At 72.7% G+C, this 15,498-nt stretch carries 12 protein-coding genes; 7 read left to right on the forward strand and 5 right to left on the reverse strand.

Translation table 11 applies throughout. The features are described 5' to 3' along the window. Positions 1-28: 28 nt before the first annotated feature. Positions 29-682: a TetR/AcrR family transcriptional regulator gene (locus tag EDF21_RS00485; RefSeq protein ID WP_123569966.1), complete on the reverse strand. Its 654-nt coding sequence runs from the start codon at positions 680-682 to the stop codon at positions 29-31. 110 nt (positions 683-792) lie between these two features. On the opposite strand from EDF21_RS00485, the gene EDF21_RS00490 reads away from it, so the two are divergent. Genes EDF21_RS00490 through EDF21_RS00505 form a run of 4 tightly spaced genes read left to right on the forward strand, consistent with a single transcriptional unit; the run spans position 793 to position 7,197 of the window. Continuing rightward, positions 793-2,130, forward strand: coding sequence for an extracellular solute-binding protein (locus tag EDF21_RS00490; protein WP_056044890.1), 1,338 nt, complete (start codon positions 793-795; stop codon positions 2,128-2,130). Continuing rightward, positions 2,127-3,089 (forward strand): carbohydrate ABC transporter permease, encoded by a 963-nt coding sequence (locus tag EDF21_RS00495; protein ID WP_056044767.1) that lies wholly within the window; start codon positions 2,127-2,129, stop codon positions 3,087-3,089. The genes EDF21_RS00490 and EDF21_RS00495 overlap by 4 nt, the downstream gene beginning before the upstream one ends. Beyond that, positions 3,086-4,057 (forward strand): carbohydrate ABC transporter permease, encoded by a 972-nt coding sequence (locus EDF21_RS00500; RefSeq protein WP_082059946.1) that lies wholly within the window; start codon positions 3,086-3,088, stop codon positions 4,055-4,057. The genes EDF21_RS00495 and EDF21_RS00500 overlap by 4 nt, the downstream gene beginning before the upstream one ends. Next, positions 4,054-7,197: a glycoside hydrolase family 2 TIM barrel-domain containing protein gene (locus EDF21_RS00505; RefSeq protein WP_123569967.1), complete on the forward strand. Its 3,144-nt coding sequence runs from the start codon at positions 4,054-4,056 to the stop codon at positions 7,195-7,197. The genes EDF21_RS00500 and EDF21_RS00505 overlap by 4 nt, the downstream gene beginning before the upstream one ends. A 123-nt stretch (positions 7,198-7,320) precedes the next feature. On the opposite strand, the gene EDF21_RS00510 is transcribed toward EDF21_RS00505, so the two are convergent. Both EDF21_RS00510 and EDF21_RS00515 read right to left on the reverse strand, forming a co-directional pair. Further along, the gene (locus EDF21_RS00510) at positions 7,321-8,034 is read right to left on the reverse strand and encodes a bifunctional 2-polyprenyl-6-hydroxyphenol methylase/3-demethylubiquinol 3-O-methyltransferase UbiG (RefSeq protein ID WP_123569968.1); all 714 of its coding nucleotides are present in this window, start codon (positions 8,032-8,034) and stop codon (positions 7,321-7,323) included. After that, complete coding sequence (locus tag EDF21_RS00515) at positions 8,031-9,050, reverse strand: NAD(P)/FAD-dependent oxidoreductase (RefSeq protein ID WP_123569969.1); 1,020 nt, start codon at positions 9,048-9,050, stop codon at positions 8,031-8,033. Before EDF21_RS00515 ends, EDF21_RS00510 begins: the two co-directional genes overlap by 4 nt. 80 nt (positions 9,051-9,130) lie before the next feature. Here EDF21_RS00515 and EDF21_RS00520 point away from each other — a divergent pair, with 80 nt between their 5' ends. Both EDF21_RS00520 and EDF21_RS00525 read left to right on the forward strand, forming a co-directional pair. After that, positions 9,131-9,748, forward strand: coding sequence for a helix-turn-helix domain-containing protein (locus EDF21_RS00520; RefSeq protein WP_123570750.1), 618 nt, complete (start codon positions 9,131-9,133; stop codon positions 9,746-9,748). A gap of 76 nt (positions 9,749-9,824) precedes the next feature. Continuing rightward, positions 9,825-13,340, forward strand: a complete 3,516-nt coding sequence (locus tag EDF21_RS00525) for a TM0106 family RecB-like putative nuclease (RefSeq protein ID WP_123569970.1) — start codon at positions 9,825-9,827, stop codon at positions 13,338-13,340. A gap of 31 nt (positions 13,341-13,371) precedes the next feature. Here the strand turns inward: EDF21_RS00525 and map are convergent, their stop codons facing one another. Further along, positions 13,372-14,148, reverse strand: a complete 777-nt coding sequence (gene map, locus EDF21_RS00530) for a type I methionyl aminopeptidase (protein ID WP_123569971.1) — start codon at positions 14,146-14,148, stop codon at positions 13,372-13,374. An 80-nt stretch (positions 14,149-14,228) separates the two neighbouring features. On the opposite strand from map, the gene EDF21_RS00535 reads away from it, so the two are divergent. Continuing rightward, complete coding sequence (locus tag EDF21_RS00535; RefSeq protein WP_123569972.1) at positions 14,229-14,528, forward strand: helix-turn-helix transcriptional regulator; 300 nt, start codon at positions 14,229-14,231, stop codon at positions 14,526-14,528. A gap of 75 nt (positions 14,529-14,603) precedes the next feature. Here EDF21_RS00535 and tmk read toward each other — a convergent pair whose 3' ends face one another. Then, positions 14,604-15,260, reverse strand: coding sequence for a dTMP kinase (gene tmk / locus EDF21_RS00540; RefSeq protein WP_123569973.1), 657 nt, complete (start codon positions 15,258-15,260; stop codon positions 14,604-14,606). Between the last annotated feature and the right edge of the window lie 238 nt (positions 15,261-15,498).

Here is a 15,498-nt window from a genome sequence, read left to right on the forward strand (position 1 = left end):
CGTCCGTCCAGACCAGTGGTGGCGTCGATCACTCGGGCACGATCACCAGCTCGAGGTAGTCCTGCAGCTGCTGCACCACGTCGATGCGGTCGGGGTCGAGCAGCCACTGCACCTGGATGCCGTCCCACAGGGCCACGAGCCCGGACGCCGCCCGGTCGGGGTCGACCCCGGGGCGCAACCGACCCCGCGCCTCCAGCGCTCGCAGGGCGTCGCCGTACTCGTCACGCAGACGCTCGAAGCGCTCACGCACGTAGTCGCTGCCGGGGTTGCCGGTCGTGACCGCCTCGCCCGCCAGCACCGCGTAGAGCGCGATGAGTCCGGGCACCGTCTCGTTGTGTCGCGCCTGCCCGAGGACGGTCCCGATCAGGTCACCCCGGTCGGGAGGCTCGGCCGAACGGTCTGAGACCGTGTCGCGACGTTCGAGCACCGCGAGCAGCAGCGCGCTCTTCGACGGGAAGTAGTGCAGCAGGCTCGTCTGACTCATGCCGACGACGTCCGCCACGTCACGGAGCGACCCGCCGACGTAGCCCTTGGTGGAGAACACCTCGAAGGCCGCCTCGACGATCGCGAGCCGGCGTTCGGCCGACTTCGCGTACGGGCCGCGACGCGTGGGACGAGAACCGTCGGCACCACCCGCGGGCGCGCCTCCTGGGTCGCTCGTCGTCGAGCCGGTCGTCGTCATGATCGGCCACTCTACGACCTCCCGGACACCTCGCCCGTGAAATTCGAGCGACCACTCGAATTTGTGTTAGCGTCGCTGACGCCACGGCCCCACGACGAAGTGAGATGAACATGAGCCCGATTTCCCGACGGCAGTTGCTCGGCCTGGGGGTGACCGCCGGCGCCACTGCCATGCTCGCCGGCTGCGCCACGCCCGGGACGACCTCCGTGAACTCCCTGCCGACCATCCCCGCGGCCGACGGCCCGGTCAAGCTCCAGTACTGGGCCTGGCTCAAGGGCCTCGACCAGGTCACCGCCTTGTACAACAAGAGCCAGTCGCGCGTCCAGGTCGAGACCGTCTTCATCCCCGGCGGCAACGCGGGCGGCTACCAGAAGCTGTACTCGGCGCTCGCCGCGGGGGCCGGGCCCGACATCGCCCAGGTCGAGCTGCGCTCGCTGCCCGAGTTCCTCCTCGCCAACGGCGTCGTCGACCTGAAGCGCTACGGCGCCGACCAGTACGCCGACCTCTACGACCCCACGCTGTGGAACCAGGTCAGCTACACCGACGGCGTCTACGCGATCCCGCAGGACAGCGGTCCGATGGGCATGTTCTACCAGCCCGCCGTCTTCGACACCGTCGGCGCCGGCGTCCCCGCCACGTGGGACGAATGGGCCGCGGTCGGCACCGAGCTCAAGGGGGCCGGCGTGCTGATGGACTCCTTCCCGCTCGCCGACGCCTCGCTGTTCGCCGCCTACGCCACCCAGGCCGGTGCCTCGTGGCTGCGCGCCGAGGACGACGGCTGGGTCATCGACATGACCGACGAGGCGACCCTGACCGTCGCCCGGTTCTTCGACAAGGCGATCGACGACGGCATCGTCACGACCGCCTACGGCGCCTACACGCCGGCCTGGTTCTCGGCCGCCAGCGCGGGCACGATCGCCTCCGTCGCGACCGGCTCGTGGGGTGACGCCCTGATCGAGGGCGTCAGCGGCGCCGAGGGCAAGTGGAAGTGCGCCCCGCTGCCCACCTGGCAGACCGGCTACGCGTCGAGCTTCCTCGGCGGCTCGACCGCCGCGATCCTCGCGAACAGCCAGCACCCCCAGGAGGCGCTGGACTTCGCCGTCTGGATGACCACGACCCCCGAGGGCATCAACGCCCTCATCGAGTTCTGCGGCATCGGTTGGTCGCCGGCCCGCGACGTCGTCGGCTCGCTGCGCGAGCAGCCCAGCCCGTTCTTCAGCGGTCAGAACTACAACCAGGAGGTCTTCGTGCCTGCCACGAAGGAGTCCTCGCAGAACCAGGACTGGAGCTGGTGGCCCATCACCCAGCAGTCCTTCAACATCCTGAGCGACGGGTTCCGGGGCAAGGCGTCGGGCGGCACGCTCGTCGACGCCGTGGCCCAGGCCGAGAAGGACATCATGGCGGTCTTCCAGAACAAGGGCCTCACCATCCGGAAGGCGAACGCATGAGCGCCGCGACCGACACCAGGCCCGACGCGGCGACCGACTCGACCCGCGCCTCCTCGGGGCCCCGCCGCAGCAGCTCGAAGGGCGCCGTCAAGCGGGCGCCCTGGGTGCTGCTCGCGCCGTTCCTGGCGCTCTTCGCCCTGACCTTCGTGATCCCGATCGTCATCGCCCTCTTCTCGAGCTTCACGAAGGTCACCCGCAGCGGCCTGTTCGGCGAGGGCGGCGTGACCAGCGGCTTCGCCGGCTTCGACAACTACGCCCAGGTCATCGGCGACCCCAACTTCGTCGCCTCGATCGGCCGCATGTTCCTGTTCGGCATCGTCCAGGTGCCGGTCATGCTGATCCTCTGCACGGTGCTCGCGCTGCTGCTCGAGTCGGCGTCGGCGAAGTGGCCGGGCGTGTTCCGCGCCGCGTACTTCCTGCCGTACGGCGTGCCCGGCGTCATCGCGACCATCCTCTGGTCGTTCCTGTACGTGCCCGGTCTCAGCCCGATCATCGACATCGGCGAGGTCTTCGGCGTCACCCCCGACTTCCTCGGGGCGAACACCGTGCTGTGGTCGATCGCGAACATCGTGACCTGGAGCTACACCGGCTACAACATGCTGATCATCATCGCCCAGCTCAAGTCGATCCCGGTCGAGCTGTACGAGGCCGCCAAGGTCGACGGTGCGTCGTCGTTGCGCGTCGCGTTCAGCATCCAGCTGCCGCTGATCCGACCGGCCCTGCTGCTCACCGCCGTCTTCTCCATCATCGGCACCCTGCAGCTGTTCGCCGAGGCCCAGGTGCTGCAACGCGTCTCGCCGGCGATCGACAGCCAGTACACGCCCAACCTCAGCGCGTACACCACGGCCTTCGCCTACAACGACTACAACGTCGCGGCCGCCCAGTCCGTGCTGATCGCCCTCGTCGCGTTCGCGCTGTCGATCACGTTCCTCAGCATCACGAACAGGAAGCAGAAATGAGCCTCTCGACGAAGGGCGCCGAGCACGCCACCGAGACCGAGTCCATCGTGACGGCCCAGGGTCGCGGCCGCGGCGCCGAGAAGCCCGCCCGCCGCCGCGCCCGGAGCGCCGGCCCCGACCGCACGGCCGGACGCTCGAAGGCGTCCACCATCATCGTCACGGCCGTCCTGGTCGTGGTGGCGCTGTACTTCCTGGTGCCGGTCTACTGGGTCGTCGTCGCGGCGACCAAGACCACGCCCGACCTGTTCGGCACGTTCGGCTTCTGGTTCGCCCCGACCTTCTCGCTCTGGGACAACCTCGGCCAGGTGCTGACCTACGGCGACGGCATCTTCGTGCGGTGGGTGCTCAACTCGGTGCTCTACGCCGGCGTCGGAGCCCTGATCGCGACGTACTTCGCCGCGGCCGGCGGCTACGCGCTCGCCAAGTACGAGTTCCGCGGACGCAACGTCGTCTTCGGCACCATCCTCGGTGGCGTGCTCGTGCCCGGCACCGCCACGGCCCTGCCCCTCTTCCTGCTGTTCAGCCAGATGGGCATCGCCAACACCTACTGGAGCGTGCTGCTGCCGTCGCTCGTGTCGCCGTTCGGCCTGTTCCTCTGCCGCATCTACGCGCAGGCCACGGTCGACACGTCGCTCATGGAGGCCGCCCGCCTCGACGGCGCCAGCGAGCTGCGCATCTTCCACACCCTGGGACTGCGCATCCTCACCCCGGCGCTCGTCACGGTGTTCCTGTTCCAGCTCGTGGGCATCTGGAACAACTACTTCCTGCCCCTGGTCATGCTGAGCGACGTGGACAAGTTCCCCGTCACGCTCGGCCTCAACAACTGGCTCAGCCAGACCGACCGCCTGCCCGAGTTCTACCAGCTGACGACCGGCGGCGTGCTGCTGTCGATCATCCCGCTGGTCATCGCCATGGTCGTCCTCCAGCGCTTCTGGCGCGGCGGCCTCACCGAAGGAAGCGTCAAGTGACCCCCAGCACCACACCGTCCACCGTCTCCGCCGACTACCTCACCGACACCGGCCCGGGTCAGGGTGGCCGCACCCCGGCGCGGTCGTGGCTGCACACCGACGCCCCGACGCTCTCCCTCGACGGCACCTGGTCGTTCCGCCTGCTGCCCGGCGCCCCCGGCACGCTGGGCGGCCGCGGCGTGCTGCCCGAGGGCGAGCCCGTCGACGGCGTCGGCGCGGTCGACCTCGACGAGTCGTCCTGGGGCGAGATCGAGGTGCCGTCGCACTGGGTGCTCGGCGGCGACGGTTCGCGCGGCGCCCCGATCTACACCAACGTGCAGTTCCCGTTCCCGACCGAGCCGCCCTTCGTGCCCGACGCGAACCCGACCGGCGACCACCGCCGGACGTTCGAGCTGCCGTCGTCCTTCGACGGCGCCGAGCGCGTGCTGCTGCGGTTCGACGGCGTCGAGTCGCGCTACGTGGTGTGGCTGAACGGCGTCGAGATCGGCATGGGCGTCGGCAGCCGCCTCGCCCAGGAGTTCGACGTCACCGACGCCCTGCACCCGGGCGAGAACGTGATCGCGGTGCGCGTGCACCAGTGGTCGGCGTCGAGCTACGTCGAAGATCAGGACCAGTGGTGGCTGCCCGGCATCTTCCGCAGCGTCACGCTGCAGGCCCGCCCGGTCGGCGGCCTCGACGACGTCTGGCTGCAGACGCCGTTCCACGGCACGGCCGGTCAGGGCGAAGGAGGCGCGGCGATCGTCCCCGAGATCACCGCCGGCGAGGCCGCCTACCCGGTCACCCTCTCGGTGCCCCAGCTCGGCGTCGAGGTGACCTGGGCCACCCCGGCCGACGTCGCGCCCGTCGCGCTCGACGCGGTCGAGCCGTGGTCCGCCGAGACCCCGCGCCTCTACGACGCGACCGTCTCGAGCGCGGGCGGCGCCGAGACCGTCTCGCTGCGCCTCGGCTTCCGCACGGTCCGCATCGTGGGCGACCAGTTCGAGGTCAACGGCCGCCGCGTCGTGTTCCACGGCGTCAACCGCCACGAGACCCACCCCGACCGTGGCCGCGTCTTCGACGAGGAGTGGTCGCGCCGCGACCTCGCCCAGATGAAGCGGTTCAACGTGAACGCGATCCGCACGTCGCACTACCCGCCGCACCCGCGCCTCCTCGACCTCGCCGACGAGCTGGGCTTCTGGGTCGTCCTCGAGTGCGACCTCGAGACGCACGCCTTCGAACGCCAGGAGTGGATCGGCAACCCCAGCGACGACCCGGACTGGCACGACGCCTACGTCGACCGCATGGTGCGCACCGTCGAGCGCGACAAGAACCACCCGAGCATCGTCCTCTGGTCGCTCGGCAACGAGGCGGGAACGGGTCACAACCTCGCGGCGATGGCGGCGTGGACCCACGCCCGTGACGGGGGCCGTCCCGTGCACTACGAGGGCGACTACACGGGCGCCTACACCGACGTCTACTCGCGCATGTACTCGTGGATCGACGAGACGCGCGCCATCGGGTCGGGCGACGAGTCCGTCCCGCTGCTGGGCTGCACGCCGGCCGAGGCCGCGCGCCAGCGCTCCAAGCCGTTCCTGCTCTGCGAGTACGTCCACGCGATGGGCAACGGCCCCGGCGCGATCGACGAGTACGAGGACCTGGTCGACGCGTACCCGCGCCTGCACGGCGGCTTCGTCTGGGAGTGGCGCGACCACGGCCTGCGCACGCACACGGCCGACGGCGTCGAGTACTTCGGCTACGGCGGCGACTTCGGCGAGGTCGTCCACGACGGCAACTTCGTCATGGACGGCATGGTGCTGAGCGACGACACCCCGTCACCGGGCCTCTACGAGTGGGCCCAGGTCGTGGCCCCGATCCGCCTGCGCTTCGAGACGCCCACCGTCGACGGTCGACCGGGGCTCGTCGTGTCGAACCTGCGGCATTCGGCGAGCGCCTCCGACGTGGTCTTCCGCTGGGTCGCGTCACACGACGGCGAGGAGGTGCGCTCGGGCACGCTCGACGTGGTCGGCCTCGACGGCGGCGCCCTGGCCGCCCACGAGACGGTCGTCGTCCCGCTGCCCGAGGTGCCCGTGTCGGGCACCGGCGAGACGTGGTTCACGGTCACCGCCGAGCTGGCCGACGCCACCGTGTGGGCGGACGCGGGTCACGTGCTCTCGACCCAGCAGCTCGACCTCACGCCGGCACCGGTGCCGGTCGCGACACCGCGCCCCGCAGTCGTGGGTGACGTACGCGACCGCGTGGCCCGCGCCTCCTCGGGGCGCGTCGAGCTCGGTCCGGCCGTCTTCGACGACGGGCGACTGGTCTCGCTGGCCGGGCGCCCGGTCGACGGCGCCCGCCTCGAGCTGTGGCGCGCGCCGACCGACAACGACCGCGGCGAGTGGCTGACGCCGAAGGACCGCGACCGCGACGTGATGCGCAACCGCCACCGCGTCGACCTGTACGAGGTCGGCGTGCTGCCCAGCTCGCAGGACACCTGGCTGCTCGCCGGGCTCGACCGGATCACCGCGCGCGTCGAGTCGGTGAGCGTCGCGCCGGACTCGGTCCGGGTGCGGACGCGCTACGCCGCGGCCGACACGCGCAACGCGGTGACGACCGACGAGCAGTGGCAGCTCGTCGGTGACGACCTCTGGCTGTCGGTCGACATCGTCCCGACGGGGTGGTGGGACATGGTCTGGCCCCGAGTCGGCGTGCGCTTCGACCTGCCGGGCGACGTCGACCACGCCTCGTGGTTCGGCACCGGTCCGCGCGAGTCCTACCCCGACAGCCGTCACTCGGCGTTCGTCGGACGCTACGAGTCGGGCATCGACGACCTGTCGGCCGGGTACGCCCGCCCACAGGAGACGGGGCACCGCAGCGACCTGCGCACGCTCGACCTCGGCCCCGCCGGTCGGCCGTGGCTCCGCGTCGAGGCGGTGCCGAGCGCCACGGGTGGACGACCCGGCTTCACGCTGAGCCGCCACACGGCCCAGCAGATCGGCGTGGCCGAGCACCCGCACGAGCTGCCCGCGAGTGACCGCACCCACCTGTACCTCGACGCCGCCCAGCACGGCGTCGGGTCGCGGGCGTGCGGGCCGGACGTCGCGTCGCGGCACGTGCTGCGTCCGGGCGCCCACCAGCTGCGCCTGAAGTTCAGCGCGCTGTAGCGGGCCGACCCCGCCGAGGACGGGCGGGTCCGTGCCGGGCGGGCGTCTCAGGACGCCCGTGCCGGACGGACCCGCCCGTCCTGCGTGCGGCCGCGTCCGCGTGCCGCCCGGGCGGCGCCGACCTCAGCCGTCCCGGCGCGTGGCGCGGACGACCACGTCGGCCACGTGCCAGACCTCACCGTCGGGGCCCGTCATGTCACGCGGGCGCACCTCGGCGACGTCGACCCGCCACGAGTCGGGGGAGAGCCCGCCGACCACCTCGCCGACGGTGAAGAGCATGCCCGGGTCGCCGTGCTTCCCGGCGCCGCCCGGCAGGGCGTCGACGTCGTGGCCGACGATCAGCAGGGTGCCGCCCGGTGCCACGCCGTCGGCCAGTGCCGGGAACAGCCGCTCGCGGTCGGTGGGCGGCAGGTGCATGAAGTGCGCCGTGACGAGGTCGAAGGAGGCGCGGGTCGGGCTCCACTCCGTCAGGTCCGCCTGCTGCCAGGTGAGGTGGGCCGGGTCGACGTCCTCCTGCTCGCGGGCCAGCGCGGCCGCCTTGTCGAGGGCGTTCTGCGAGATGTCGACGCCCGTGACCCGCCAGCCCCGCGAGGCGAGCCAGAGGGCGTCGCCGCCCTCGCCGCTGCCGACGTCGAGTGCGCGACCGGGGGCCAGCTGGGCGACCTCGGCGACGAGGGCGGCGTTGGGGCGTCCGCTCCAGGCGCGGCCGGGCTGCCCGTAGCGGTCCTCCCAGTAGTCGCGGTCGAAGACGGGGTGGGCGTGCCCGTTCCCGTGTCGCTCTTGCTCCTGCTCGGGCTCGTGGTGGTGCTGCTGCTGCCCTCGCTCCGCCTCGCTCATGCGTCGATCCTCTCCCCGGTGCGCAGGGCGGCGACGGCCGCCGCGACCTCGTCCGTCACCAGGTCCATGTTGATCGCTGCGCCGGCCATCGTGCCCGCCGCGGCCGCCGCGACGACCTGCGCCATCGGCTCGGTGACGTTGCCGGCGAGCCAGACCCCCGGCACGGCCGATCGGCCGGTGAGCGGCTCGATCGTGGCGAGGTGGGTGCCGACGCCGGCGGGGTGCTCGGTCGCCTCGAGCCCGAGGTCGGCGAGGAAGTCCGCCCGCGAGCGCACCCGGGCCATGACGGCCAGGGCGCCGACGTCGACCGTGCGACCGTCGTCGAGCGTCACGCCGGTGAGGGCGTCGTCCTCGACCCGGAGGCGCGCGACCGGGCCGTCGACCACGCTGACCCCGCGGGCCCGCAACTGCTCGGCCTGCTCGTCGTCGGGGGTGAACGAGGCGTTGGTGAACAGGACGATCTCGCGGCTCCACTGCCCGAAGAGCAGGGCCTGGTGCATCGCGAACGGGCTCGTGGCCAGCACGCCGATCACGCGGTCCTGCACCTCCCAGCCGTGGCAGTACGGGCAGTGCACGGCGTCGCGGCCCCAACGCTCGACGAGGCCGTCGACGGCGGGCAGCTCGTCGACGAGGCCGGACGTCACCAGGAGGCGCCGGGCACGCACCTCGGACGCGTCACCACCCCTGCCGGTGACGGTCACGACGAAGGGGGCGACGGGGTCGTCGTCGCGACGGACGCCGGTCACGGTGCCCGACGTGATCGCGCCTCCGTACGCCCCGACCTCGGCGCGACCGAGGCGGGTGAGCTCGCGCGGGGCGACGCCGTCGCGGGTGAGGAACGCGTGGACGCCCTCGGCGGGAGCGTTGCGGGGCCGGTCGTCGTCGACGACGAGCACGGTGCGGCGGGCGCGGACGAGCGACAGGGCGCCGCTGAGTCCGGCGGCACCGCCGCCGATCACGACGACGTCGTGGACGACGTCGTGGACGGCGCCGACCGGGTGGGTGTTCTGGTTCATGGTGTGACCTCCTGACCCGATCCTGCGACCTGGATCGTCGGGCTGGCAATCCAAGTTGCCGAAGTGGCAAGATGACCGGCATGGACCACCCCACGAACGCCCCCGGTGCCGACGCCCCGAGCACCGACGACGTCCTCGCCGCGGTCGGCCCGCGCCTCCGTGCCCTGCGCGCGCGGCGCGGCGTGACCCTCGCCGAACTGGGGGAGCGGACCGGCATCTCGGTCAGCACCCTGTCCCGGCTCGAGTCCGGGCTTCGACGGCCCACCCTCGAACAGCTGTTGCCGCTCGCCCGCGAGCACGGGGTTCCGCTCGACGACCTCGTCGGCGCGCCCGAGACCGGCGACCCCCGCGTGCACCTCAAGCCCCGGCAACAGCACGGCATGACGGTCGTGCCGCTCTCGCGCGGCGGCGGCGCGATCCAGGCCTTCAAGATGGTGATTCCTGCGGACTCGCCTCGGAGCGAACCCGTGCTCCGCACGCACGAGGGCTACGACTGGCTGTACGTGCTGCGCGGACGCATCCGGCTCGTGCTGGGCGACCTCGACCTCGTGCTGCCCGCCGGCGAGGCGGCCGAGTTCGACACGCGCACGCCGCACTGGTTCGGCCGGGCCGACGACCGGGCCGTCGAGGTGCTCAGCCTGTTCGGTCGGCAGGGCGAGCGGCTGCACCTGCGGACCGCGCCCGGCTCGCCCGCGTGAGGCGTCCCGGGGTGTCGGTGGCGCCTCCTAGGCTCGGGGCGGGCGTCCAGGCCGCGTCCCGACAGAAGGAGTCCGCGTGTACCTCGACGACGACCGGGTGGTCACCAGCCCGTCCGACCTGACGACCTGGGCCGCGTGCGAGTGGTCGTTCCTCCGACGGCTCGACGCGAAGCTCGGCCGGGTCGACGCCGTCGCCGACGCGTCCGACGACATGCTCGACCGCACGGCCCGGCTCGGCGACGCGCACGAGCTGCGGTACCTCGAGGCGCTGCGGGCGACCCGTGACGTCGTCGAGTTCGACCGTCCGGCCCCGTCGGGCTACGCGGCGGCCGCCGAGGAGGCGCGGCTCGCCATGGCCTCCGGGGCCGACGTGCTCTTCCAGGCGACGTTCTTCGACGGATCGTTCATCGGCTTCAGCGACTTCGTGGTGCGCACCGACGACGGCACCTACGAGGTCTACGACACCAAGCTCGCCCGCCACGCGAAGATCCCCGCGCTGCTGCAGGTCGCGGCCTACACCGACCAGATCCGCGCGCTCGGACTGCCGTCGGCCGACACCGTGCGCCTCGTGCTCGGCGACGGCAGCGAGAGCGTGCACGACGTCGCCGACGTGCTGCCGGTCTACCGGGTCCAGCGTGACCGGCTGCGGGCCGCCCTGGCCGAGCGGCTCGCCGCCGAGGGTCCGCTCACCTGGGGCGACCCGGGCGTCACCGCCTGCGGGCGCTGCACGGCCTGCCAGGCCCAGGTCGACGAGCACCGCGACCTCGTGCTCGTCGCCGGCCTGCGCGGCGAGCAACGTCAGCGGCTGCACCTGGCCGGCGTCGCCACGATCGACGAGCTCGCCGGGTCGGACGGGCCCGTCGCCGGCATCGGGGCGACGGCCCTCGCCCGCCTGCGGGGGCAGGCCCGGGTGCAGCTCGCCACCGAGCGCGACCACACCGGCGCGCCCGCGGTCGAGGTCGTCGACGCCGACGCCCTGCGGACGATCCCGCGGCCCGACGCCGGCGACGTCTTCTTCGACTTCGAGGGCGACCCGCTCTACACCGAGGGCGACGGGCGGGCCTGGGGCCTCGACTACCTCTTCGGGCTGGTCGAGGCCGACGGCACCTTCCGGGCCTTCTGGGCGCACGACTTCGCGGGCGAGCGGCAGGCGCTGATCGACTTCCTCGACTACCTCTCCGAGCGCCGCCGGCGATTCCCCGACCTGCACGTGTACCACTACGCCTCGTACGAGCGCAGCCACCTGCTCTCGCTGGCGGCCCGCCACGGCGTCGGCGAGGACGCGGTCGACGACCTGCTCCGCGACGGCGTGCTCGTCGACCTCTACCCGGTCGTGCGGCAGGCGTTGCTCGTCGGGTCGCACAGCTACTCGCTCAAGAAGCTCGAGCCGCTCTACATGGGTGACGACCTCCGGCAGAGCGACGTCAAGACGGCCACCGCCAGCATCACCATGTACGTCGACGCCATCGCCGAGCGCACCACCGGCGACGCGGCGCGGGGTGACCAGATGCTCGACGAGGTCCGCGACTACAACGAGTACGACTGCCGGTCGACCCTGCGGCTGCGCGACTGGTTGCTCGAGCTGGCCGACCGGCACGGCACCCGGGGCGACGACCCCGACGGCCCGACCGCGCCCGACCCGCTCGAGCTCGCCCGCGTGCCCCGCGAGCCGAACCCGGTCGCCGTGGGCCTCGCGGCGCACGTGGCCGACGTCGACCCGCTCGACCGCACCCCCGACCAGACGGCCATCGCCCTCGCGGCGTCGGCCATCGACTACCACCGCCGCGAGGCCAAGACGTTCTGGCAAGAGCACTTCGACCGCCTCCGCAATCCGGTCGACGACTGGGCCGACACCCGCGACGTGTTCGTGGTCGAGACGGCCTCGGTCGAGCGCGAGTGGCAGAAGCTGCCCCGGGCCCGCAAGCTCAGCCGCGAGGTGCGGCTGCGCGGCCGCCTCGCGCCCGGCAGTCGCCTGGGCGAAGGAGGCGCGCCCTACGCCGTCTACGACGCCCCCGTCCCGCCCGGGGTCGCCTCGCTCGGCCCCGGGCTGCGGGGTGCCGTCGGGTCGACGGTGGTCGAGGCCGGCTCGAACGGCGACCGGCACGAGGTCGTGCTGCTCGAGCGCGTCACCGGCGACGACGACCGGCACGACGCGTTCCCGGTCGCGCTGACGCCCGCCGCGCCTCCCCGAGCCACTCCCCAGCCCGAGGCGATCGCCGAATGGGGTGGGCACGTGCTCGACGCCCTGCCCGAGATGCTGCCCGACCCGGCGTTCGACCTGCTGCGGCGGCAGCCGCCGCGTCGGCGGTCGGGTGGCGGGCCCGCACCCGTGGTCGGGAACGACACCGTCTCGGCCGTCGTCGAGACCCTGCTCGACCTCGACCGCTCGTACCTCGCCGTCCAGGGTCCTCCCGGCACGGGCAAGACCTACGTCGGTTCGCGGGTCGTCGCCCGGCTGGTGCGTGAGCACGGCTGGCGTGTCGGGGTCGTCGGGCAGTCGCACGCCGTGGTCGAGAACGTCCTGCGGGCGGCGATCACGGCCGGGGTCGATCCCGAGCGCGTGGGCAAGGTGCCGAAGTCGGGCACGACCGCCGAGCAGGCCGACGAGCAGCCCTGGCGTGCCCTGAAGTCCGGCGGTGAGGCCGCGTTCCTCGCCGAGGCCGACGGTGGCGCGGGCGGTGCCGGGGTCGACGGCGGCGGGCAGGCCGTGGGGGCCGTGTTCGGGGCGACGGCCTGGGGGTTCGCCAACGCCGACAAGGTGGCCCGCGCCTCCCTCGACCTGCTGGTCGTCGACGAGGCCGGGCAGTTCTCGCTCGCCTCGACCGTGGCGGCCTCGGTCGCCGCGACGCGGTTGCTGCTGCTCGGCGACCCGCAGCAGCTGCCGCAGGTCAGCCAGGGCAGCCACCCCGAGCCGGTCGACGAGTCGGCCCTCGGCTGGTTGGCCGACGGCCACGACGTGCTGCCGGCCGAGTACGGCTACTTCCTCGCCACCACCTGGCGCATGCATCCGGCGCTGTGCGCCCCGGTCAGCGAGCTGTCCTACGGCGGGGCCCTGACCGCCCATGTGTCCGACCGCCGGCTCGAGGGCGTCACACCCGGCCTGCACGTCGAACCGGTGACGCACGTCGGCAACACCACCTCGTCGGTCGAGGAGGCCCGGGCGGTCGTCGAGATCGTGCGGTCGGTCGTCGGGCTCGACTGGTCGGACGCCGACGGCACCCGGCCCCTGACCGCGGCCGACGTCATCGTCGTCGCGCCGTACAACGCCCACGGCGCCGTGCTGCGCGAACACCTCGACGCGGCCGGCTTCGACGAGACGCCCGTCGGCACGGTCGACCTGTTCCAGGGGCAGGAGGCCGTCGTGGCCGTCGTCTCGCTGGCGGCGTCGAGTGCCGCCGACATCCCGCGCGGGCTGGACTTCCTGCTGATGCCGAACCGGTTGAACGTGGCCTTGTCGCGGGCGAAGTGGGCGGCGTTCCTGGTGCACTCCCCGCTGCTCGCGACGGGCTTGCCCACCTCGATCGCGGGGCTCGGGCTGCTGAGCGGGTTCCTGCGCCTGACCGGGCAGGGCCAGCCGGCCGTCGAGGGTTGAGCCGGTCCGTGCGGAGGGGCTGGCGGTCGGGCTAGCGGACGGGGCGCCGCGTCAGCACCTCGGCGCCGTCCTCGGTGATGGCGATCGTGTGCTCGCTGTGGGCCGTCCGGCAGCCCGTCGCGCTGCGCAGCGTCCAGCCGTCGGCGTCCGTGACGAGCTCGTCGGTGTCGGTCATCACCCACGGTTCGAGCGCGAGCAACAGCCCGGGCCGCAGGCGGTAGCCCCGCCCCGGGCGCCCGGTGTTCGACACGTGCGGGTCCTGGTGCATGGTCGAGCCGATGCCGTGGCCGCCGAACTCGACGTTGATCGGGTAGCCCGCGTCCGACAGCACCGAGCCGATCGCGTGCGACAGGTCGCCGATGCGCGCCCCCGGCCCGGCCGCCGCGATGCCGGCCTCGAGCGCCCGCTCGGTCGTCTCGATCAGGCTGACGCTCTCGGCCGGACGGGAGTCGCCCACGACGAAGCTCACCGCCGAGTCGGCCGCCACCCCGTCGAGCACGACGGCGAGGTCGAGCGTCAGCAGGTCGCCGTCGACGAGTCGTCGGTCGTGCGGCAGCCCGTGCAGCACGGCGTCGTTCACGGCCGTGCAGACGTAGTGGCCGAAGGGGCCCCGGCCGAACGACGGCGCGTAGTCGACGTAGCACGAGACCGCCCCGGCCTCGTCGATCATCGTCTGGGTCCACGAGTCGACGTCGAGCAGGTTCGTGCCGACGGTCACCCGGTCGCGCAGCGTCTGCAGGATGGTGCCGACGAGTGCGCCGGTCGCCCGGGCACGTTCGATCTCGGAGGGGTTCAAGATCTCGATCATGGGTGTCCTGCCGTTCGCGTGCCGAAGATCATCCCGGTAAAGGTATCCCAGTCGGGCCGTCGGCGCACTACGCTCGGGGCATGGTCCGTCTGCCGCTCACGCCCGCCGAGATCGAACGCGGTCGCCGCCTCGGGGTGCTGCTGAGGCGGGCCCGTGGCTCCCGGCCGATGCTGCAGGTCGCCCTGGACGCCGGGCTGTCGCCCGAGACCCTGCGAAAGATCGAGACCGGTCGCGTGGCGACGCCGGCCTTCTCGACCATCGCCGCGATCGCCGCTGTCGTCAGCATCTCGCTCGACGACGTCTGGGCCGAGATCACGCGCGACGGAGCCGGGGGAGCAGCGGACGCACCGTCCGTCGTCGACGCGGCCCGCGCCTCCTGACCCCGTCGGGGTGTCGCTCACGTGCCGGGGCGAGCGTCCCGTCGTGACGGCTCGGTGACCCGAGGAGGCGCGGTGTCAGCCCTGCGGGCGCGCCAGCGACCCGAGGTCGAGCCGGGTCGAGACCTCGTGCCAGACGGCGTCGGCGAGTTCGTCGGTCGAGCGGTCGGCGTCGACCGTGACGACGACCTCGTCGGCCTGCTCGATGGCCTCGGCGTAGCGTTCGCGGGCTGCCCGGAGTCGCTCGTCGACCTCGAACCGGTCGGTGGTCGTGCGTCCGCTGGCGAGGCGCTCGAGGGCGACCTCGGGCGAGACGTCGAGGTAGATCGTCAGGTCGGGCAGCATCAGGTCGGTGCTGATGGAGTTCGACGAGGCGATCCAGTCGCTGCCCACGTCGGACGCCTGGTAGGCCTGTGACGACAGGTGGTACCGGTCGCAGAGGACGGTCGTGCCCCGCTCGACGATGCCGAGCATGCCGTCGTGGGCGTTCGTGATGTGGTCGAGGCGGTCGGCGACGAAGAGCGACGCGATGACGCGGTCGTCCAGGTCGACCCGGCGGTTGAAGCCGTTGCGGATCAACGTGCCGACGGGGCCGGTGGTCGGCTCGGCCGTCTGGTGCACCGGCACCCCCGCGTCCTGGAGACGGGCGGCGAGCAGGCGCGCCTGCGTCGACTTGCCCGACCCGTCGATGCCCTCGAACACGATGAACGCCCCACGGGCTGCCTGATCCGTCACCCGGCGAGCCTATCGATCGTCGCCCCCGTCGCGGGACGGACCGCGACGCGGACGTGTGCCGACGGAGGCAGCCCCAGGAGGCGCGGTGAGGTCCCCGATCCCGCCCTCGACGTCTCCGGTCAGCACACGGTGGTGAACGATGCAGGGTGCGCGGTCACCGGTGATCGGTGCGGGGCTGAGTGGTGACGACGTGAGTCGTAGCGCTGCCCTCCGCGCCTGCAGGGTGACCGGGATGACC

It is taken from the genome of Frigoribacterium sp. PhB118, assembly GCF_003751725.1.
Taxonomy (GTDB): domain Bacteria; phylum Actinomycetota; class Actinomycetes; order Actinomycetales; family Microbacteriaceae; genus Frigoribacterium.

What these genes read in the sequence shown, in the direction of transcription:
- EDF21_RS00490 (WP_056044890.1), top strand. Translation starts at nt 793, where the DNA reads ATGAGCCCGATTTCCCGACGGCAGTTGCTCGGCCTGGGGGTGACCGCC.
- EDF21_RS00520 (WP_123570750.1), top strand. Translation starts at nt 9,131, where the DNA reads ATGGACCACCCCACGAACGCCCCCGGTGCCGACGCCCCGAGCACCGAC.
- EDF21_RS00485 (WP_123569966.1), bottom strand. Translation starts at nt 682, where the DNA reads ATGACGACGACCGGCTCGACGACGAGCGACCCAGGAGGCGCGCCCGCG.
- EDF21_RS00535 (WP_123569972.1), top strand. Translation starts at nt 14,229, where the DNA reads ATGGTCCGTCTGCCGCTCACGCCCGCCGAGATCGAACGCGGTCGCCGC.
- EDF21_RS00515 (WP_123569969.1), bottom strand. Translation starts at nt 9,050, where the DNA reads ATGAACCAGAACACCCACCCGGTCGGCGCCGTCCACGACGTCGTCCAC.
- EDF21_RS00500 (WP_082059946.1), top strand. Translation starts at nt 3,086, where the DNA reads ATGAGCCTCTCGACGAAGGGCGCCGAGCACGCCACCGAGACCGAGTCC.
- EDF21_RS00495 (WP_056044767.1), top strand. Translation starts at nt 2,127, where the DNA reads ATGAGCGCCGCGACCGACACCAGGCCCGACGCGGCGACCGACTCGACC.
- EDF21_RS00510 (WP_123569968.1), bottom strand. Translation starts at nt 8,034, where the DNA reads ATGAGCGAGGCGGAGCGAGGGCAGCAGCAGCACCACCACGAGCCCGAG.
- map (WP_123569971.1), bottom strand. Translation starts at nt 14,148, where the DNA reads ATGATCGAGATCTTGAACCCCTCCGAGATCGAACGTGCCCGGGCGACC.